Annotated in this window: 18 protein-coding genes and 1 pseudogene; 5 read left to right on the top strand and 14 right to left on the bottom strand. The window is 36.5% G+C overall.

Annotation, left to right across the window (positions count from 1 at the left end; genetic code table 11):
* The first annotated feature begins 175 nt into the window (after positions 1–175).
* A complete protein-coding gene (locus AC0L3W_RS15330; RefSeq protein WP_290040280.1) occupies positions 176–1,198 on the top strand; it encodes an ABC transporter substrate-binding protein in 1,023 nt (340 codons plus the stop codon).
* Entirely contained in the window at positions 1,198–2,508 is a 1,311-nt protein-coding gene (locus AC0L3W_RS15325; protein WP_409440129.1) for a diguanylate cyclase, read from the top strand. The genes AC0L3W_RS15330 and AC0L3W_RS15325 overlap by 1 nt, the downstream gene beginning before the upstream one ends.
* Positions 2,509–2,558: 50 nt before the next feature.
* Here AC0L3W_RS15325 and AC0L3W_RS15320 read toward each other — a convergent pair whose 3' ends face one another.
* The 3 genes from AC0L3W_RS15320 to AC0L3W_RS15310 are packed head-to-tail and all read right to left on the bottom strand — an operon-like array spanning position 2,559 to position 4,521.
* On the bottom strand, positions 2,559–3,524 hold the full coding sequence (locus tag AC0L3W_RS15320; RefSeq protein ID WP_290040276.1) for a sensor domain-containing diguanylate cyclase: 966 nt from the start codon (positions 3,522–3,524) through the stop codon (positions 2,559–2,561).
* Between the two features lie 5 nt (positions 3,525–3,529).
* Positions 3,530–4,159, bottom strand: a complete 630-nt coding sequence (locus AC0L3W_RS15315) for a hypothetical protein (RefSeq protein WP_409440130.1) — start codon at positions 4,157–4,159, stop codon at positions 3,530–3,532.
* On the bottom strand, positions 4,156–4,521 hold the full coding sequence (locus AC0L3W_RS15310; protein WP_290040272.1) for a response regulator: 366 nt from the start codon (positions 4,519–4,521) through the stop codon (positions 4,156–4,158). Before AC0L3W_RS15310 ends, AC0L3W_RS15315 begins: the two co-directional genes overlap by 4 nt.
* A 659-nt stretch (positions 4,522–5,180) precedes the next feature.
* Here AC0L3W_RS15310 and AC0L3W_RS15305 point away from each other — a divergent pair.
* On the top strand, positions 5,181–6,212 hold the full coding sequence (locus AC0L3W_RS15305; RefSeq protein ID WP_409440131.1) for a polyamine ABC transporter substrate-binding protein: 1,032 nt from the start codon (positions 5,181–5,183) through the stop codon (positions 6,210–6,212).
* A 7-nt stretch (positions 6,213–6,219) separates the two neighbouring features.
* On the top strand, positions 6,220–8,625 hold the full coding sequence (locus AC0L3W_RS15300) for a putative bifunctional diguanylate cyclase/phosphodiesterase (protein ID WP_409440132.1): 2,406 nt from the start codon (positions 6,220–6,222) through the stop codon (positions 8,623–8,625).
* 132 nt (positions 8,626–8,757) lie between these two features.
* On the opposite strand, the gene AC0L3W_RS15295 is transcribed toward AC0L3W_RS15300, so the two are convergent.
* The 11 genes and pseudogenes from AC0L3W_RS15295 to AC0L3W_RS15245 all read right to left on the bottom strand — a co-directional run bounded on the left by AC0L3W_RS15295 (position 8,758) and on the right by AC0L3W_RS15245 (position 19,917).
* Positions 8,758–9,639 (bottom strand): NAD(P)-dependent oxidoreductase, encoded by an 882-nt coding sequence (locus tag AC0L3W_RS15295; RefSeq protein WP_409440133.1) that lies wholly within the window; start codon positions 9,637–9,639, stop codon positions 8,758–8,760.
* Positions 9,640–9,641: 2 nt separating this feature from the next.
* Positions 9,642–10,373: a class II aldolase/adducin family protein gene (locus tag AC0L3W_RS15290; protein ID WP_409440134.1), complete on the bottom strand. Its 732-nt coding sequence runs from the start codon at positions 10,371–10,373 to the stop codon at positions 9,642–9,644.
* Positions 10,373–11,134: an amino acid ABC transporter ATP-binding protein gene (locus AC0L3W_RS15285; RefSeq protein WP_354669234.1), complete on the bottom strand. Its 762-nt coding sequence runs from the start codon at positions 11,132–11,134 to the stop codon at positions 10,373–10,375. The genes AC0L3W_RS15290 and AC0L3W_RS15285 overlap by 1 nt, the downstream gene beginning before the upstream one ends.
* Positions 11,135–11,254: 120 nt before the next feature.
* Positions 11,255–11,863, bottom strand: a pseudogene (locus AC0L3W_RS15280) (amino acid ABC transporter permease); the annotation flags it as partial.
* Between the two features lie 128 nt (positions 11,864–11,991).
* On the bottom strand, positions 11,992–12,792 hold the full coding sequence (locus AC0L3W_RS15275; RefSeq protein WP_409440135.1) for a transporter substrate-binding domain-containing protein: 801 nt from the start codon (positions 12,790–12,792) through the stop codon (positions 11,992–11,994).
* Positions 12,793–12,839: 47 nt separating this feature from the next.
* On the bottom strand, positions 12,840–13,886 hold the full coding sequence (locus AC0L3W_RS15270; RefSeq protein WP_290040262.1) for an isopenicillin N synthase family dioxygenase: 1,047 nt from the start codon (positions 13,884–13,886) through the stop codon (positions 12,840–12,842).
* Positions 13,887–13,926: 40 nt separating this feature from the next.
* Positions 13,927–14,772, bottom strand: a complete 846-nt coding sequence (locus AC0L3W_RS15265) for a sugar phosphate isomerase/epimerase family protein (protein ID WP_290040260.1) — start codon at positions 14,770–14,772, stop codon at positions 13,927–13,929.
* 33 nt (positions 14,773–14,805) lie between these two features.
* A complete protein-coding gene (locus AC0L3W_RS15260) occupies positions 14,806–15,708 on the bottom strand; it encodes a dimethylarginine dimethylaminohydrolase family protein (RefSeq protein ID WP_409440136.1) in 903 nt (300 codons plus the stop codon).
* 13 nt (positions 15,709–15,721) lie between these two features.
* Complete coding sequence (locus AC0L3W_RS15255; RefSeq protein WP_409440137.1) at positions 15,722–16,945, bottom strand: Zn-dependent hydrolase; 1,224 nt, start codon at positions 16,943–16,945, stop codon at positions 15,722–15,724.
* Positions 16,946–17,043: 98 nt separating this feature from the next.
* The gene (locus AC0L3W_RS15250) at positions 17,044–17,838 is read right to left on the bottom strand and encodes a helix-turn-helix transcriptional regulator (RefSeq protein WP_290040255.1); all 795 of its coding nucleotides are present in this window, start codon (positions 17,836–17,838) and stop codon (positions 17,044–17,046) included.
* Positions 17,839–18,045: 207 nt separating this feature from the next.
* Positions 18,046–19,917, bottom strand: coding sequence for a methyl-accepting chemotaxis protein (locus tag AC0L3W_RS15245; protein WP_409440138.1), 1,872 nt, complete (start codon positions 19,915–19,917; stop codon positions 18,046–18,048).
* A gap of 458 nt (positions 19,918–20,375) precedes the next feature.
* On the opposite strand from AC0L3W_RS15245, the gene AC0L3W_RS15240 reads away from it, so the two are divergent.
* On the top strand, positions 20,376–21,719 hold the full coding sequence (locus AC0L3W_RS15240; RefSeq protein ID WP_409440139.1) for a PqiA/YebS family transporter subunit: 1,344 nt from the start codon (positions 20,376–20,378) through the stop codon (positions 21,717–21,719).
* Positions 21,720–21,731: the final 12 nt, after the last annotated feature.

Raw genomic sequence — 21,731 nt, 5'->3', positions numbered from 1 at the left:
TGTGATTTAAATATAATTTAATTTAACAATTATCTGTAAATCTGTATTATTTCTTATATTGAGATAGTGGTAATGTTTTTTTTAGTTAATTTGACCTATTCAGATTATAATCAACAATGTTAGCCACCAAAAAATACTATCGAATAAATGCTCGCTCCAATTTTTTAAGAGGGTCATGAATATGTTTTTTCGATTTGCTATCGTTTTTTATATTATCTTTTCAAGTCTTACGACTCGCCTACTGGCTGATGAAAACCAACCATTACGTATTTTACATGTCCCTAGTTACCATATGTCATGGGAGTGGAATATAGATCAGCTACAAGGCTTTAAAGATGGCCTAGCACTTAATAATGTAGAGTATAAGATTGTTGAATTAGACACTAAACGAGCTAGTGACCCTATCCTTATCCAACAAAAAGTAACTATAGCAAAAGACTTAGTCACTCAATGGCAACCTGACTTACTTTATAGCAATGATGATAATGCACAAAAGTACTTTGCTCAGGATTATGTGAATACTACCTTACCCATCGTATTCAGTGCCGTTAATCGAGATCCTTCGCTCTACCATTTTTCAAATTCCAACAATGTCACTGGAGTTATGGAATATGAACACTTTATTCCCGCAGTAAACTTACTCAGATCGTTTAACAAAAATATAAAACGCATTGCAGTGATCATTGACTCTGATCCAATGTGGGCAGGGGTTGTTAAACGCATAAAAGAGAAGCTAAAAGCAAATCCAGATATTGAAGTTACACAATGGTACCTTGCTAACACATTTAGTGATTACAAAGACATGATGATGTCATTACAAACTAAGGTGGATGCGGTTGCTTTACTAGGTGTTTTTAATATTAAAGACGAAAATAACAAGGACATTGATTTCAAAGAAATTTTAAAATGGACAGCAGAGAATAGCCAACTCCCAGACTTCTCATTTTGGGAGTCTCGTGTTGACTTAGGTACGCTAGCAGCTGTAGCGATCTCCGCTTATCAACAAGGGTACATTGCTGGGGGAATGGCTAGAAAAATATTAGTTGATGGGGTTTCCCCAAGCGATATTCCTATTAGCTCAAGTGAAAAAGGTGAACCAATGATCAGCCTTGCACGTGCAAAAACACTAGGAATAAACATCGATGTGCAACTTTTACTCAGTGTAAAAACTAAGAAACAGTACGATTGGAGCGAATAATGCCCATTTCACTCACCAGTAAAATAGCAATCTTGTTTACCGTGAGCCTAACTCTCATTACCTCAATCATTTTATTTGTATTTACGATAGAAGTTTATAATACCAACAAAAATTTATTTATTCAGCGAGGTGATATTGCCGTACAAGAGCTCATCTATAAAACAGAACGTTTACTGCAGCTTGGTTTATTACCTAATGAATTTTTTGGTTATGAAGCACTATGCCAAAAATTGGTAGATAATACAGAAGGCCTCATCTACGCGGCATTAATTGATGAAAATGGAAAAGTTCTCTTTGAATCAACCCCTCTGAACAACCAACAGACTACCATATCAAAACCCAACCACTTCATTTCACAAGATAACCAGTATTTAATCAAAAAATCCCTACCGCCTGTTACTCAGCAACAACATTACATAATAGCAACAATAGACCAACACCTACTTGAGTCTAAACTCACCGAATTTCTCATAAAAATGCTTATGTATGCGTCTTTGATCATTTTTACAGGGGTTATTTTAATGATCCATTTTTTACGTAATAATTTAGGCAAACCTATTAATTCATTAATCAACCATATTAGAAATATAGACTTAGACTCTCAACAAGGAACTCACTGGGATCTACTGCGAAGAAGAGATGAATTAAGCACTGTGGCAATCACCTTTAACGCAATGATGAGTCGGTTATCTAACAGTCAAAATTCATTAGCGGATTCAAATTTAAAATTACAAAAGCTTACTAATGAATTAGAAGAACGTGTTGAGTCCAGAACAAAATCACTTAATAAAGCAAACAAACGTTTATATAGCCTTGCGAGAACCGATCCATTAACTGGATTTCATAATCGTACGAAGCTAGAAGAGCTATTGAGTACTCGATTTGAAAATGCTAAAAAAAGAGGCCACCACTTTGCGGTATTAATGGCAGATCTAGATCGTTTTAAATATATTAATGATAACTTTGGACATGCGGCAGGTGATACGGCATTGAAAACAATTGGAGCACGTATACTTACTTCTCTTCGTCAGCGTGATAGTGCTTACCGTGTTGGTGGAGATGAATTTATTTTTATTATTGAAGATCACACTAATACTAATTCTTTAGTCAAAGTAGCAGAAAAAATAAAAGTCGCTGTTGAAAAACCTATCCACCATGAAGGACAAATTTTATCTTTAGGCGTCAGTATTGGTATTGCATTTCTAAGTAAAGAGGTGGATTGTGATGCTGAAGGGTTATTGTCCTTTGCAGACAAGGCAATGTATCAAGCTAAAACAAAAGGCTTAGATTATGTTATCAGTGAATACTAACAACTAGTTTCCCATTTTACTTATCAACCTTGTAATACATTGCAATTCAATTATTTTTCAAACGCTTCTGCTGGCAGATTTAAATAATTTACGCATTGATTTCTACCTTTTGCCTTTGCTTGATACAAGGCAATATCAGCTTGATGAAGTAACTTTTCAAAATCATTATACTCGCTTCCTGAAGTAGTAAAACCAGCACTAATAGAGATAGATAACGCAACCCCCTCGTAACGTACAGGTGTATCACATATATTTTTTCTTAGCTTTTCAGCGACTAAAGCCGTTTCTTGAATGTTAGTTTCAGGTAAGAAAACCACGAATTCTTCTCCACCATAACGTCCAATAACATCTACCGAACGCAGCACACTTTTGCAGCGTTTAGCCACTTCCTTCAACACTTGGTCACCAAATAAATGGCCATTGCGATCATTGATACTTTTGAAATTGTCCATATCAAAAATAATTAATGAAACCTTACCGCCGTATCTATCTATTCTTTCCACTTCATTTGCAAATGCTCTTTCCCAATGTGCTCGATTGAATAATTGAGTTAGCCCATCGATACTACTAATACGCTCTAATTCTGCACAAGCTTCCTTTAATTGCATAGTAGAGATAGCGATATCTGTCATATCTTTAATAGATATACAAACATATTCAACCTCATCATCCTGATTACAGATGGGTGCAAAGTTACAATTTTGATACATAAACCCTAAGTGACCCGTCACCGATCTACCATGAGAAAACTGCAATAAATATGGTCTTTGTTCCCATGAAGTATAAGACTCATGATTAAGTAGGAAAACGCTGTTTATCTTTCTTTCAAGCCATTTTTGAGGAAGGTTTTGAAAACACTCAAAAAAATTTCTACCAATGATTTCACTTTCAGTGAAGTCACTGTGCACCTCCATAAATTTATTCCACAGTTGGATAGTAAAGTTCTTATCAACAACGAAAATGCCATTATCAAGACAATCAATAATATTATGAGTGTAAGCAAATTTATTCGTCATCAGATTTAAAACTCATCCAATAGTTTATCTAAAATACTTTGTAAATATTTAATAGAGCTATCAGGTAACAACAATAATAAATCACACTTAAAGGAGTGTTTTTCAACTTTATATTCTATTTTTATTGATAGAGCATGATCCCATCGAATCTCTTGTTGAGATAATAAGTTATCAACAGGCATAGACTGGCCGATAATAGAAGGTGGCGTATTAAAAAAACGCTCAGAGAGCTGCTCTGCAATACCGCTTAAACAAGCTCCATTGATAATATTGGAGATTTCTAGCAAAATTTCCTGTTCAAACTCGGGTGTCATTTCTTCGTCAAAGGCAAGCAATTGAGCGAGATTATCAAAACTGGTATCACTGAAAATCGTTAAGGATTCACCACAAAACTTAGGGTTAGTTACATGAGTATAAAAGCCTTGGCTAACAACAGAGATCGTTTCCGCAGGAATTAAGCGGCGTAATACAGAATTAAGCTCTGTCGCCTTAATAATTTCAATCGCTGGAACCGACAGTGTTACATATTGCTCAAACAACATCGATAACGACTCGCCAGCCTGCCCCATACCTATATTGCAGATTTCTTGTAGGTAATCGCGTTGATCTTCATTGAAGTTTAGGCTTTCAATCATAATAATCCATGTGTATTTAAAACACCTATTAATGCCGATTCGGAAACAGGCTTCCTAATAAAATCAATTGCGCCATCCTCAGCTACTTTATTTCTTGCCTCAATCTGTAAATCAGCAGAAACAACAATTGTTTTTACTTTTAAGCCTTGTGCTTTAATATTTTCTAAAACCTGAAAACCATCCATCACGGGCATCGTTAAATCTAAAAATAATAGATCAAAATTCCCCATTTGCAATGCTTCAAGTGCTTCTTCACCATTATTAACCAATAGCGCACTTTCTTTCCATTGTTCAGGAAGTGCTTTTTTTAATTGTTTTCTAGCAATATTCGAATCATCGCAAATTAAAACAGAAACCGTCATGTTACTTCCTTAAGCTTAAAATAATTAACCATAACAGACTTAACTGATATTAGTTTTTTTATTATTGTTAATTGATTTGATAACTAAATATTTCATTTACTAGAATATTTAATGTGTAAATTAAAATAAGTCGTTACGTAATATTTAGTAGTCGTCATTGCCCTTCACGAAAACATTTTAAGTATTAAAAACTTAAGTTTGATAGCTGGTCTTTATCGTAAAATAAACCACTTACTAATAACATATTTTATATATCGGCAAGTTCTATAATAAGATGAGTAAGTATTTAAAATCAATAAGCCTATCAGCGGAGCAACCTTTAGCACAGAATAAGAAGAAAAATTTTAGACAATAGATAGATTATTTTTAGAGAGCTACATAGATATCACAGGAAAAGTGTTAAAATGGATGCACAAGTAACTTAAATAAGCTGCTTCAAATAATCCCTCCTTTTGCCTTTACTGCTTACACATTTTTTATCACGCCCTATTTCCATAACAATTTTCATTATAAATATATCTAAATATTTATTCTTTACCCCAATACCTTAATGCTATTTAGATTTAGGATTTACTGCTTATTTTAAGTAATTTTTCGTTTAAAAAACTGGATAAATACCCCCAAAGTGCTACTTTTATAAGTAAAAATTAGGAATAAATATGAAGAATGTATTAAAAACATTGCTTGCTTTAACATTTTCTTTACCGCTCAATGCGCAAGAAATTAAAGTTTTTATATGGGAGCACTTCATTTCAGAAGAAATTATTAATGAGTTTACTCAGAAAACTGGGCACACTGTAAAACAATACTTTTTCGATAGTGAAGTTGACCGAAATGCACTTTTAATGAATGGACAAGGCATTCGTTACGATTTAGTACTCGTCGATAATGCAACTGCCAAGAGATATGGAGAAACAGGTGTTTTAGCTGTACTACCAACTCTTGAAATAGATAACCTGCAAAATAATAGCTTGAAATCAAGAGAGTCATGCGGTCAATATGGAGTTCCTTATTCCACTGGAACGATGGGTATTGCCTATCGCTCTTCTATTGCCAAGAAAAAGGTTGATTCATGGAATGATATTATAACTCCGGCCGATGAACATATTGGAACAACCATGATGCTGAAAGATGATCTAGATACGGTCGCGGTTGCTTTACTTGCTCAAGGGTTTGGCCCATTCTCTAATAATAAAAATGAATTAAAATCTGCATATGCTTTACTCAAAGCACAATCACAATACTTACTTGGATACGGATACCCCCTCAGTTATGTTGATGAGCAAAAAAGTGCATCTAAATTGACGCTTTCAGTTATTTACTCCGGTGATATTTTTAACCTTAAACAAGCAACAGGACAAAATGACTGGACATATGTTGTGCCTAAAGAAGGCACTCTACTTTTTATCGATTGCCTAGCAGCACCAGGAGGAAAACCAATAACAGAAGCCACTAAAACTTTCCTTTCTTTTATTAATGAACCTACCGTTGCCTATAAAAATGCATCTGAAATGTGGTTTTCAACGACTAATGAAGCAGCAAAATTAATCGCAGATGATGATTATAAGAACGACAGTGAAATATCGCCTAACGCAGAGGTCATTAATAGAAGTGAATATTATAAAATAATATCTGATGAAGACCTTGTGATACGTAACCGTATGGTATCTATATTAAATATCCAAGAGTAACTATACAGTGAAACTTGGAAAGAAATTAAGATACATTATTTTACCTGTAATAGTACTCGTTTCTGCGGCCGTCACGAGTATCTACTATGGTATTTATAAAACACAACTGATCGACAATAAAATTTACTCTCTTAATGAATACCTTAAAAATACGGTTATGAAATCAGAGTACGAATTAGCTTACGCGCAAAGCTATCTTCAACATAAAATTGACAGCAAAGAAGCATCACTTATCTTCACACAGAATGAACTTGGTATTAAATTAACAGCCCCTTACATAAGCCAATTTTTAGAACAGTTTATTGATAAGACAAACAAAAAAAGCAATCCCTCACATATTGTAAATGACTTTATTATTTATGATAAAAATGAAAAGCTCATCATACACATTAATACTCAAGATCCTTTTGCAGCTCCTATTTTGCAAGAGCAGACCCAAACTATTTTGGATAAAATTAAAAATAACCCAAATCAAAAAATATCCCAGTATTATTACTTTATTGATAATACTAAACATAGGTTATTTAATATAATTCAAGTTTTTTCTCCTTATCAACTAACATCAAAACAACATTATGATCCTCATGACGATCTCTATATTACTCAAACTCAACTTGGTAGAGGTTTAATCAGAGTCGCAATAGAGGATCTGATCAAAGCTAATCACGGATTCATCACATCCAAAATAACGCTAAGTAAAAATACAATAATAGATAAAATATCCGCTAACCTTGTTCCGTTTCAGTCTATGAATCACGATGCATACCAAGCCAAGATCGAAACTGAACTGTTTACTATAGAGATAACACTAGATGAGAGTTATTTTGCAAAAGATTTAAACGCATTCCTCATTAAACTTATTTTGGTCAGCTTAATACTGATTGGGTTAAGTTACTTTGTAGTTGTTAAGCTTATTGATAAGCAAATTATTTTTCCCATTACCGCATTGGCTAAAAGTATCAAAGAAGTTGAAGCCTCTTTGACCGTCGAGTTAAAGCCATTATCGACCGATGACGAAGTGTCAGACTTAAATGAAAGTTACATTTCTTTGATTATAAAAATAAATAACCTTGCTAATAACGACCCGCTTACAGGGCTTGCAAATAGAGCAAGCTTTAATGAAACTTTATATTCTCTCCCTGAGATTAAAAATACACATTACATTGCACTATTTTTTATAGATTTGGATAACTTCAAGTATGTAAATGACACCTGTGGACACGATACTGGCGATCTATTATTAATCACATTTAGCCAAAGATTAAAAAATATGCTGAGGATGAGTGGCAATATCAACACGAATCAACAAATAATGAGTATCGCAAGGCTTGGAGGAGATGAGTTCGTGATTTTACTGAGTAACATGACATCTATTTCTGAAATACAAAAAATCGGTAAACAAATTTGTCATATTTTTGATGACAGTTTTAATATCGGCTCCAATAAATTTACTATTCATGCAAGCGTGGGTATTGCCTATACAAAAGACAAAACTGAAAGTGGAGAAGTACTCCTCAATCAAGCTGACAGCGCAATGTATTTAGCAAAAAGTGTAGGCAAAAATAATTACAAATTATATACAGCTGAACTTGAAAATAAGATAAATAATGAAATAAAAATTGGCAATAAACTAACTGATGCAATACAGAATAATGAATTACAGCTCGTCTTTATGCCCGCTTATTGTGCAGCAAGTTTCGAACTTAAAGGCTATGAGGTCTTATTAAGATGTCCAACGTTAACTAACATTGGTGTCGGACCAGATATATTTATTCCCATTGCGGAACAAACCGATTTAATTTTAATGATTGATTTATGGGTAGCGGAACATGCTTTCATTAAACTTCAAGAGCTAACAAACAAAACTGATTTTGCAGGTTTCTTTGCCATCAATGTTTCATCCAAATCATTACGTAACGATGATTTTTATATTCGATTAAAAGCACTAATCGATAAATATGATCTAGACGTTAAACAGATAGAACTCGAAATAACAGAAACCTGTTTAATGCCAGAAGATTACCAAGCTATTACAAGTCTTAAACAACTAAAATCTTTAGGAATGAGTATTGCCATAGATGATTTTGGCACGGGTTATACCTCTTTTAATCAGTTAGTGAATTACCCATTAGATACCTTAAAAATAGATCGATCTTTTGTACAAAGTTTAAGCAACACCCCAATAGGTAAAAAACCAACGCTGGATATCATTTACGAGCTTGCAAAAGTATATGAGCTTGAAGTAATTGTAGAGGGTATTGAAACAGAGGCAGATATTAAACATGCTCAACTACTACCTGATGTAATGGTACAAGGCTTCTATTTTACGATGCCTCAAACATGGGAAGATGTTGTAATAGAATGTGAAAAGAACAAAATAAATGAATCACTTACGTCATTTAAAACAACTTAAACAGACTGTTTTTAAAACAAAAAATACTATTAAAGCAGTAGGTGATAGATTTATTCTATTACCTACTTAAAGTGCGATTAGTTATTCGTAGTTTCAGAAAAAGTACCAGCCTTATTAGTCATAACACTTAACTCATAAATCTAAAGTTGATTGTACTACTTGAGAGGCAATACTTTCATTGCTTGCAGTAGAAGCAATATGAGGAGTAACAAATACTTTATCCATGGCCATCAGATTACTGTCTTTTGGTAAGGGCTCTGTTGAAAAGACATCTAAAAGAGCACCACGAAGCTGGTTATTATTCAATAATGTCTCTAGATCTTTCTCCACTAAATGAGCACCTCGCCCACAATGGATTAATGCGGCTTTACTCGGTAACTTTGAAAGTAAATCCAGATTAAGGATCCCTTTTGTTTGTGAATTTAAAGGCAATAGATTTACTAGTATATCCAGATCTTCCAATAGTGTCGGTAGCATGGATTGTCCATGGTAGCTTGTTATGCCATCAATTTGTTTTTCTGTTCTCGACCAACCGTAAACTTGATAGCCCATAGCTGCCAGCTTTTCACCGACATAACCACCTAACTCGCCCAAACCTAAAATACCGATTTTGATACTTTGCATGGTACGCTGAGGCAGAGGGTTCCACTGTTTTAGCTTCTTATCTTGATTATATCGGTCCATATCTCGTTGGTAATATAAAACGCCCCATAACACATACTCAAACATCCCAATCTTTTGTCCATCGTCGATAATACGGTTTACTTTTACCGATGAATTGAGTAACTCCCCTAAATTATCCACACCAGCTCCCACTGAATGTAAACATTGTAAATTGGGGAAGTCTGTTAATATTGTTGCAGGTGGGTGCCAACAAGCGGCTACTTTTGCTTGTATTGCTAAAGGGTTATCCGGCAACACCCATTCCACTTCGGGATGATTTTTTTTAGCACAGACCAACAGTTGCTCAGTTAACTCTTCATTATCAATCATGCTCAGTACAACAGGTTTCATTCTCACTCCTTATATGATGGATCAAGTTGGTCAAGTTTTCTTAACCATGCATCCCACACTATTTGTCTCTCATACGCCACTTTTTGAAATTGACCTGACACATAACTTGCGAGCTTATCGGGAATAGTTTCAATAGAAGATAAGCTCGACATTTGCCCTACTGCTAATTGAATTTCACAGGCTTTATTCAAATAGAACATAATTTGAAAGGCATCTGCAACGGTTTCACCGACACTTAATAAACCATGACTTTTTAAAATCAGTGCCATATTGTCACCGAGAGATGCTTGGATTCGCTCTCTTTCTGCTAAGTTAAATGCCACGCCTTCATAATCGTGATACCCGACTTGTTCATGAAACTCTGCACTGATTTGATTAAGATTCAGTAAACCTTTTTCACAAGCTGCGACCGCCATGCCAGCTAAAGTATGGGTGTGAATGACACAATGGGCATCATCACGAGCATTATGTACAGCACTATGAATAGTAAAACCAGCAGGGTTATATTTTGCATCGCCACTCACAATATGACCTTGAGCATCAACCACGATTAAATTACTGGCAGTGATTTCATCAAACATCAAACCAAAAGGGTTAATTAAAAACCGCGGTTCACCCTCTCCAGGTAAGCGCACAGAGAAGTGTGTATATAAAGTATCTTCCCATCCAAACATAGCGGCTAACCGATAAGCTGCGGCTAAATCAAGGCGTAACTTTTGTTCTTGCTCGTCCATTAGGCAACCTTCCCCATAAATTCTTTAATACGTTTAAAATCTTCTGTCTGCTCTGGATTATTGATAATCTCATTAGGACTAGCATCTACTTGCACTATGCCCTCTTCCATCATAATCACTCGATCTGATACCGATAGGGCAAACTCCATTTCATGAGTCACAATAATCATTGTCATCCCCTCTTTAGCTAAATCTTGAATCACTTTCAATACTTCTCCAACCATCTCAGGATCTAACGCAGAAGTCGGCTCATCAAACAGCATAATATCAGGCGACATAGCTAACGCGCGTGCAATTGCAACTCGCTGCTGTTGCCCTCCAGATAATTGATGGGGATATTTATCCGCATGCGCTAATAAACCAACGCGGTCTAATAAAAACAGTGCCTGTGCTTTAGTTTCTGCAACTGAGCTATTTTTCTGGTGATAATGAGGCGCAATCATAATGTTTTGTAACACGGTTTTATGAGGAAACAAGTTAAAGGACTGAAACACCATACCAATACGTTTAATGCCTTGGTACACATCGTGTTTAATACTTTCTTGTTTAGGTTTAATAAAGTCTTCACCAAATAAAACGATTTCACCATTATCAATTTTTTCAAGATCATTGATGGTTCTAATCAAGGTTGTTTTACCTGACCCTGAAGGGCCAATAATACTAATTACCTCGCCAGATTTAACAGCTAAATTAATCCCTTTTAGTACCTGATGATGACCATAGGACTTTTCAATTTCACGCAACGACAGAGCATGAGGCATCCCCTGTTGATTGGGGTCGATTTGTTCACTTTTTATCGCTATCGCCTGTTGACGTAATACATCACACTCCTGATCCGATAATGTCTCTGGTGCACGAGATGGAATATCCATTTTTTTCTCTGCCCAATGTAAAACAGAACCAAAAATAGTCACAATCCCCACATAATAGACAGCAACGGCTAATAGCGTTTCCAATACAAGAAAATTTTGAGAATAAAGACGCTGCCCTACTTGTAATAGCTCCGACAATGAAATGGCAGACACCAATGAGCTGAGTTTAATAATAGTAACAAATTCATTAATCATCGCTGGCATCGACACACGAATCGCTTGAGGAATAATGATAATGCGTTGAATCCCCAAGAAACTGATACTTAATGCGTGCCCCGCCTCTTTTTGACCTTTTGCCACAGACAGCAAACCACTACGATGGATTTCAGCCATATAAGCCGCTTCGGTCACCACTAAACTCACCAAACCAGCAAAGAAAGGCACACCTAAGAACGCACCTGTAGATGGAAAAAGTTGCGGCATGTTATAAACAAACACCAAAACAACTAGTAAAGGCACACTGCGGAAAAACCAAATAAACAACGATGTGGGTACCGATAACCACCGTTTTTCAGATAACTTACCACAGGCGATGATGAAACCTAATACCGCACCAATTACCCAAGCTAAAATACTTAATACAATCACCACAACACAGGCTTCGTAGAAAGCAGACATGGTAAACAGAGAGAAAAAATACTGCCAATCTAAACTCATAATAACTCCTCTAGAAGTACACTGCTTCTAGCCAATACTAAAAAATATAATAGAAAAGCGTTATGGTGCTTGACCATAACGCTTTCTGATCACTCAGTGACAGGAGTTAATTCATATTTGATAATCAACTGTTCGTACGACCCATCGGCTTTAATCTCAGCCATCGCTTTTTCTAGTTCTGCTTTTAACTCTTCATTACCTTTTTTGATGTAAATACCTAAAGTCTGAGGGAAAACAAGCGTATCTGAGCTAATTTGAACACGTCCTTTAGTGCGCTCTACAAACATGGTTGCCGCACCAGCAATTTCCAATTGCGCTTGTACATTTTTAGACATCATTGCTTGCGTTACTTCAGGTGCAGTAGGAAATTCTTGAACGATGATAGGTTTAAGACCATTTTCTACGCAATATGAAGTGGATAAATCATTTAAAGTCTTAACCCAAGTAGTTCCTTGTTGGAGGCCCACTTTAACACCACATAAATCTTCACCGGTTTTAGGTTGAATATCACTACCTTTAGGCACCATAATTGAAGCACCAGTTTTCGCATAGGGAATAGCATCCGCTTTTTTAAGGCGATCTGGAATGATATACATACCTGAAATAACGGCATCGAACTTATTCGCACTTAAGCCGAGAATTAGCCCAGTAAACTTATTATCACTGAATTCATAACCCACTCCCATTTTATTGGTAAGTAACGCCGTTAACTCTGGGTCAAATCCAACCACTTTGTCCCCTTCATAGGATTCAAATGGTGGATAAGTGATCTCCATGCCAACTGTTAACTTACCTTCAGAGAGAGTTGATGCCGCCATTGCACTAGCTGAACTTGTCGCTATTGCCGCTGCAATCAGTGTTGTTGTAAGTAATTTTTTTGCCTTTTCCATAAGTATTCTCCTTGTTAAAAAATTAGTTTTAATTAAGTTTGATATTGCTATGCTTTCTGTTTCTTTAAATGTCCAAAGGTGGCTACGCCTGTTGCTCGCTCTGGCAATGACAACTCCCCCTTTGCTACTTTCTCTCGTAAATAACGGTAAGTTTGTAACGCTTGGCTATACATATGTTCACCAATACTGAGCTCTTTATATTCACTTTCACCATCATCAAATTGCGGTAACGGCTTAACAAGTGTGTCGTAGTCACAAGCAAAAAACAGCGGAAATGAATAACGTTCGTGTGCGACTTTTCTTACTCGGTGTGAAGTTGCAACAAATCGACCAGCGGTTAACACCTCTAACATATCGCCAATATTAATCACAAACGCCTCTTCACCCTCTACAGTTACGGGAGGAGCATCTACCCAGACTCCATCATCATTTAATACTTCCAACCCAGGTTGATCTGCTAATAACATGGTGAAACATTCATAATCCGTGTGTGCACCAATACCTGGACGATCTACTACATTTTCATCATATGGATAATGTATTAAACGTAACTTAGCTGGTGGACAAGTCACCATACTGTCAAAGTAGTTTTCTGCTAACCCTAACGCTAAAGCAAAACCAGAAAAGAGTTTTCTACCTAACGCAAACAGAGTGCTGTAATAATCTAAAATAGGCTCACGAAAATTAGCTAACGCTGGCCATTCATTTTCACCAATTAATGGTGTGTTATTCAATACGTAAGGGTTGTTTTTAGGTGCTGGAAAACCAACATCGTAGGCTTCTTTGTTATCGGGTTTACCGGTACCGTAAATTTCTTCTCCTTCCGGAACAAAACCTTTATGCGTTTTAGAATCACCAATATAATGTTGCATTTTTGTATCAAATGGTTGGCTAAAAAAATGTTTCGCAGCCTGACGTAAATTGGCAATTTTATCTTTCGGGATACCATGACCAGTAACATATAAAAAGCCAACTTCGGCAGCAGCTTTACCCATTTCTTGTGCAACTACTTCACGCTGCTTTTTATCATCACTAAATAATCCAGAGACATCGATCACGGGAATGCTGGTGAATGTATTTTTTTGAGTGTTCATATTAAGCCCTTCAAATCCGTTAATTAGTTATATGCTTTATTTACAATGATCGTTTAAAGCGAGAAAAATGTGCTCTTTCTTCCTTGGCTATCCAATCATTCAACGACCATAAATCAGCGACAGGCACATCAGTAAAAGGCAGGTGGTGTAAATAGCCATCAGGGCCAAACTCAGTAGTCATTGTGGTGATTTTACGGCCTTGTGCTTGATGATTTTTCCAAACCTGTTGCCATAGGTTTTGATGAAATGCTAACGCTGTTTGATATTCTGGTGCAGCAGGATGGGGAACTTGCGCCCCTTGGTCATACCCTACTCTAGCTTGTAAATGAAAGACACGATTTAAGAAAGCTGACAAGTCATCTTCTGGTCTATCTAGTAAACGTTCACATACTAGAATCCAATGGCTAATATCCATAGTGAATAACATATCAGGCACTTTTGTCATTAACTCAAGCGTTACCCAAGGGCTATAAAGAGAAGTCCCTCTATGTGTTTCGAAGCTACAAGTAATACCAGCTTGTTTTGCTATCGCGACCGCTTTATTAAAAAACTCAACTTGAGTTACCATTGGCCAACGGTCATTTCCCGCTAATACATTAACAAATTGAGCACCAAGCTCTTTCGCATACTCTAACTGCTCAGCTAACACTTGTAAGTGGTCATCCACTGTTTTACTTTGATCAGGAATAACATCACCACCAGTAAAAATAATCGCGATATAATCTAAACCCGTTGTTGTTAACGCTTGTTTAAATGCTTCTCTGGTATCAGGATCGTTAGGGATCCTACCTTCGACACCATCAAATCCAGCTTCACGTAACTTATCAGCTAAATCAGTGATCGGCTCTGTCACACCCCATAATGTTCGATATAATGCGAGATCCATCTTTTCACCTATCCAATATTAATGTTTATTTTTTTAATCTCTTTTCAAAGCTTGGCACATGCAATGTACACCACCGCCACCTTTAGTAATCATCGAAATATCAGGATCAAAAACGCTTAATCCACGCGCATTACATTGATCTCTTAAGGTCAAACTATCCGATGGAATTAACACTCTTTCATCACCTAACGACACGATATTACAACCTAGCTCCATCGCCTCTTTGTAGGGAATATCAATAATGTCGATGTTTTTACTTTTTAACCATTTCAATAAGCTATCTGGCGCAACAGCAGTACATACTGCCGCTAATTTCTCAGCAACCATGACGCACTGAACATCCATATGTAAAAAGTGAGGATCAAATTTAATTCCTTGGAATTCCCACCCCTCTTTCTCAAACCAGCCTTTTACCTGATTCATCCCAGCCTCATTAGTGCGCTCTCCTGAATAGCCACAAAGCACTACACCGGGTTCAATCAACATAAAGTCACCACCTTCAAAATTCCCAGCAGTCACAACATCAAAAATAGGGATATTTTTCTTGGTATAAAACTCTAAAACCGTTAACCACTCACTCTGCCTCCAAGGACTGTACATTTGACTAATAATCGGTCCCCATGGCGTCATCACAGATGAGTCTCGAGCATAAATAGAATACGGCTGCTCTGATTTAGCATTTAAAAAATGCACATTCACCCCAGTTTCACGGTAAACATCAAGCATTTCGTTATATTGTGCTTTGGCGACATTTAAATCATAACGCTCGCCTGCCTCCATGTGACGTCGAGATGTTGAGTTACCTGAACGCCATTCAAAATGGTCAATGGCCCCAACTAGTACTTCTTTTAAGCGTCCTGTTTCAGAAGTAATTCCCCAATCAGTTAACGCAGTTGTTCCGCCATTGACTTGACGGCGACTTAATAAATTATCCATTTTATCCTTCCTTTTATTGTGCTAATTGCATCAAGCTATGCAATAGAACATTACCACCAGCGATTAAATGCTCAGGTTCAACATGCTCTTTTTCGTTATGGGAAATGCCATCTTTACATGGCACAAAAATCATTCCAGTAGGTCCAACGGTAGATAAATAAACTGAATCATGGCCTGCACCAGAAACTATCGGCATTGCAGTTAAAGACAACTGCTCAGCTGCTTGTGTTACTACATCAATACAGCGAGCATCGAATACAACCGCAGGAGATTGCCATAACACATCAACTTGTGAACCTAAGAGAGAAGGAACCTGCTGGCAAAGACTTAACACCTCTTCTGACATTTTATCTAGTATGCTTTGCTCTGGATGTCTTAAATCAAGTGTAAAAATAACCTGTTCCGGGACAGTGTTTGGAGAGGATGGGATAGTGGTAATTTTACCTATGGTGATCCTAGCTTGTTCGCCATACTCTGCGACTTTAGCGTATAAACTGGGTAACATGGCATGCAACCCTTGCACTGGATCTTTACGCATTGACATTGGTGTAGGCCCTGCATGGGTAGTTTCACCAGAAATAGTAACTTGATACCAGTTCATCCCTTGCACACCAGTCACAATACCAATGCTTTTTTGCTCAGCTTCTAGAATAGGACCTTGTTCGATATGGAGCTCTAATGCTGCAGCAAAGGGAAAAGATTGGCATGGCAACTCACCAAGCTGCTCTGTGGTAATAAGAGCTTGTTGATAACTAACGCCTTGGTCATCAACAGATTGATAAAGTGTCGATTGTGATAATTTACCAGCAAAAACACCAGAGCCTGACATAGCAGGACTAAATCGAGATCCTTCTTCGTTACTCCACACCACAATTTCAACAGGGTGTGTCAAAGTTATGTTTTGATCATGTAACGAAGACATCACTTCTAATGCAGCAAGCACACCATAAACACCATCAAACTTACCACCAGAAGGTTGAGTATCTAAATGCGAGCCCATTAATACAGGGAGTTTTGTGGTATCTGTTCCTTTGAAATGAACAAAGATATTACCCATGCTATCAAGTCGAGCAACACCACCAATCTCACTACACCAGTTAAGAAATAAAGTACGACCGATGCGATCTTCTTCGGTAAGCGCTTGGCGGTTACACCCGCCATTAGGTGTACCACCAATATTTGCCATTTCAGTGATAAATGAAAGTAATCTTTCTGGTTTAATTTGTATTTGTGCCATCAGTATCTGCTACCTTGATAATCGTTAAAATTATCATAGAGAGAGAAACTACTGAGCGCTATTACCCAATTGCGGTATAGACATACTTAAAGCAAAAATTAATTTGGAGTGAGGTTTACAATATCGTCAAATATCTTGGCTAATAGCTCATGCTGAGAGTTTACTTGCAGCTTGGTATAGATATTTTTACGGTGTACTCTTTCGGTTTCAGAGGAGATATTAAGCAAACGTGCTGCTTCTTTACTGGAGTAGCCCCGAATCAATAATAACGTGACTTCATGCTCTCTAGGAGTCAATACATCCATACCAAACTGTTCAATATATTCCTTTATTTGAACATGAGAATGACGGTCTGGTAAATGTTGTGTCTTATCATGCATTTTCACTGCAGAGCTAAAAATAGGATATAACTCTCTTAACCTTACTAACATACGGTCACTGAATTTAGATAAGGTTTTAGTTCTCCCTAAAGACAACAGGTATACATTATCGTCTGCGCCTTGTACGGCAAAACAGGTCTCATCCACCAATTTAGATTGACGAAAATAATCCTCATAATATGCACTTTGATAAAAATCATCGGGCACAATTTCATCTAACGTAACAAAACCTTCTTTTCCCTGATTAACCCCATAATTATAAAATGGGCTCAATAAGTAAGCTCCTGCTAGATAACGATCCCACACCGCCATTTCATCAGTTGCAAAGGAAGAATTTAAGACTGTCGGCGACTCTGTAGGGTGGTAAATTAAAATAACATAATCATCAAAGCTCGCTGCAGATTTTAACAAGTAGGTTAACTTGTCAAAAAAAGCTGGATCGCCAATAGATAGAATTAAATCAGCAATACCATAGGTGATCATATTATTAAAAGTCAGTTGGTCTTTATGCATAAATATTCTCATCAATTCATTTAGACATAAATTACCAAATTGCGAGGGAAAAGTAGACAATATAATAAAAATGAACATGCTAAGGGTTGCTAAAGACTATAAAGAGAACAGTTAAAATGCTTTGACCGTTGGTGAATAGCAAAAATCCCTTTTATGATTTTTATAAAAGGGATCTGTATTAACTCACTTTTTTATCCAGCATTGAGATTAATTTAGTTTAAAGCGACTCACTAATGCAGCAAGTTGTTGATTTGCAGTTACTAAATTTTCTGTACTGTTTGTTGTTAACTGGCCATTTTCGGTTAAATCATTCACCATATTTTGGATTGATGACATATTGCGACTGATTTCATCTGCAACCGTACTTTGTTCTGAGGCAGCAGTAGCAATTTGTGAGCTTAACTCATTTACTTCTATAATAGATCCCACCATTGCATCTAAGCCACTCCCCACGCGTATCGTATTATCAGTCGTGCTTTGACAGCTCTCTCTTGTCACTTCCATTGCTTTAACTGACAGCCCAGCATCACTTGTTAATTTTAACAGTATTTCATTAATTTCAGCGGTACTGGTTTGGGTTCTTGCTGCTAACGAGCGAACTTCATCAGCAACCACGGCAAATCCTCGACCTTGCTCACCTGCACGCGCAGCTTCAATCGCTGCATTTAGAGCAAGTAAGTTAGTTTGATCGGCAATAGCACCAATAACACTTAATACCGATACAATCTCCTGTGTATTTTCGTTCATAGTATTAATGCGCTCTGAAGCTGTATCAACCTCAGTAACAAGCATCCTTACACTTTCAGAAGATGTTTGAACAAGTTCTTTTGATACTAATGCTTCATCGCTTGTTTTCTGTGTACTTAAAGCTGTTTGTCTTGCGTTGTCAGCCACCGCATTAGCTGAAGCACTCATTTCGGTAATCGCAGCTACCACTTGATTTGTTTCATCAGAATGCATTTTCAACGACTGTGTATTCGCGAGCGATGCTTGTTTAAGTTGTTTGATTTCTTCTGATATTTCAGCAGAGGAAGTTAGCACATCAATTAACATAGATTGCAGTTGGCTAATAAAGGAATTCACATCCATTGCTATTTGCGCAAGATCATCATTTCCTTTAACGTCTAAACGTTGTGTAAGATCGCCTTCTCCCTGAGCTAGACTACCAATTCTTTCTTTTAATGAAATAATTGGTTTATAAACCTTGGCTAAAGTTAGCCACAGTAAAATAATCGTCACTAATATTAATATCGCAGCAGTGATAATCGCCGAGCTAAGTTGATCATCTAAAAATTGATAGACAATCGACTCATCAATATCCATGACAATATGCCATTTTTTACCGCCAAGTAATGTTAAATCAGAAAAAACTGCTTGCTGCTGATGACTCCCTTTTTGATAAAAGAATTTACCATTATCAGTCGTTAGTACTTGTCGCTCCAATGCTTTATCAACCATTCGATCGCCAAACTTACCATTTCCAGAAGTGCTAATTAAACCTCCATCTGCATCATAAATACTAATTTCAGCACCTTTAAAGTCAATATCTTTGATAAAATGGTCAACCGCTGCTAAAAATATATCTCCACCAATTACCCCGTTATTTTCAACGTCTAAAAAGCTAAACATATATTTATCAGAGATACCTTTATCAAAGTAAATATCAGTAATAATTAACTTATTTGCTCTTTTTGCATCTTGATACCACTCTTCTTGAGTCGCATCATAATTATCAATAACACCTGCATTGCCTACGGTAAGGCCTTGTTGGTCAGCAAAGTTAACCGCATCTAAAGGAGTTGAAGCTACCAGTAACTTAGCAATTTCTTCTTTTTTAGCTGTATCATTACTATTTAATAATTTTTTTGCACTCGTGATCACTACCTCACTACTTTGCAACCACGCGTTGATATCTTCTTTAACCTTCTTTAAAACTGCGTAAGAATTTCTTTCTACTTCAGCTACACTTTCTGCCCGAGTCGTACTATACGACACCCAATTTGAAACTAATAAAGACGCACCTAACAAAAGTGTCGATGCCAATATTATTCGTTGTTTAAATCCGATCGAAATAGCCATTATGGGTCCTAAAATGTAAAGTTAAGTAGTTTGTGAGATTACCTACCACAAAGAATAGATTGAATATCAACCAATTTAGTATATCTATATGGTTAGTTTATAGTGATATTACCTCTATTCTGTCTTTTTTAAACGAAGTAATGATATTTACTTAAATAAATATAGGAGAGTTTTAATACTTAACAAATAAGTTATTGTTTTTATTAATTCAATATTGATCATTTCAAATGAGTCATGCTCATTCTACTTCTTCTTTCACAGCTTGAGACATAACTAGTTTCGATCAACTGGTTAAGTAACCGTTAAACTCTATAAATGCCTTTAGATTACTTTTGGCTTCGCATAGATGTACAAAAAAACATCTGCTATTATCAAAAATAGCTCTTTTCATAATGCTTATTATATAATCCACCAGCATTATTCAGTTCTTTATTCATAATAGCGAAGATATTAATTACGTGACTACTGCAATAAGCTCGACAGATACGAACTTAATGATCTCCTGTGAAGAATGCGGGTTAGTTGTCGCTATTCCTGAATTACACGAGAATCAAAAAGCACATTGTCCTAGATGTGAACACCTGCTGATACAAAAAATTGCATTTCCTCATCAAAAAGCGGTAGCTTTCGCTTCTGCTTGCTTAGTTATGTTGACATTAAGTATCTCTTTTCCTTTTATGTCCTTCTCAGTACAAGGGTTAACCCAAGAGATTCACTTGCTACAAGCGGCCCAGATGCTGGGTGAATATCAAAATACACTTCTAGCCTTTTTATTATTAAGTACGGTGATTATCTTACCAGGCTTATATATCAGTTTGATGTTATACCTTTATTTTAAGGCAACGAAGCAACCACCAACTACAATGAGCCATAAGCCTAGAAAGGTGATTAAGAACCTGTGTAAATTGCTATTTATGATTGAGCCATGGTTAATGGTTGATGTATTTCTACTTGGTGTTTTAGTCAGCTTGGTTAAAATAGCCTCACTTGCTGAAATCAGCCTTGGATACTCATTTTTTACTTTCTGTATTTACGCCGTTTTAGTCGTTAAATGTGTGGCGATTGTTGATAAGAGCTGGCTTTGGCAACAACTTATTCCCGGTAAACCGGTTAAACAAAATTATCTGGGTGATACTCACCATTCTAATACGCATCTCAGCTGCCATATTTGTCATCAAATCAACCCTAATGACCAAACTCAGAAACAGACTTGTATAAGATGCGACACACCACTTCATCATTTTGATATGGATGCTAATCTACAAAAAGTATGGGCTTTATTAATCACAGCCATCATCTTTTATTTCCCGGCCAACTTATACCCGATGATGTATACCGTTAGTCTAGGATCAACTAGCCCATCGACAATTATAGAAGGGGTTATTCTTCTATGGCAATTAGGCTCATATCCAGTGGCGGCAATCATCTTTATTGCTAGTGTGTTTATCCCATTAATTAAAATATTTGCATTAGCATGGTTATTTATTACAGCGAAAACGCTGAACAACTTACCTGAGAGCGATGCAATTAAAAAATTAAAAATATATCGAATAACTGAATTTATTGGACGTTGGTCAATGATTGATATTTTTGTAGTAGCAATATTAGTGGCACTAGTTCAATTACAAAAGCTGATGTCTATTTACCCTGGTCCAGCAGCCCTTTCATTTGCAGCAGTTGTGATATTCACTATGCTCTCAGCAATGAAATTTGATTCTCGTATGTTGTGGCGTAACACCAACAATATAACGCCAAAAAGCGTCAATAAAGCAGCGCTATATACTCAACCAATAAATGATTAAAAGAGATAACCA

It is taken from the genome of Psychromonas sp. KJ10-5 (genome assembly GCF_055808325.1).
The sequence above is the reverse complement of the archived record's forward strand: the minus strand, read 5'-3'. Positions and strand labels throughout refer to the sequence as shown.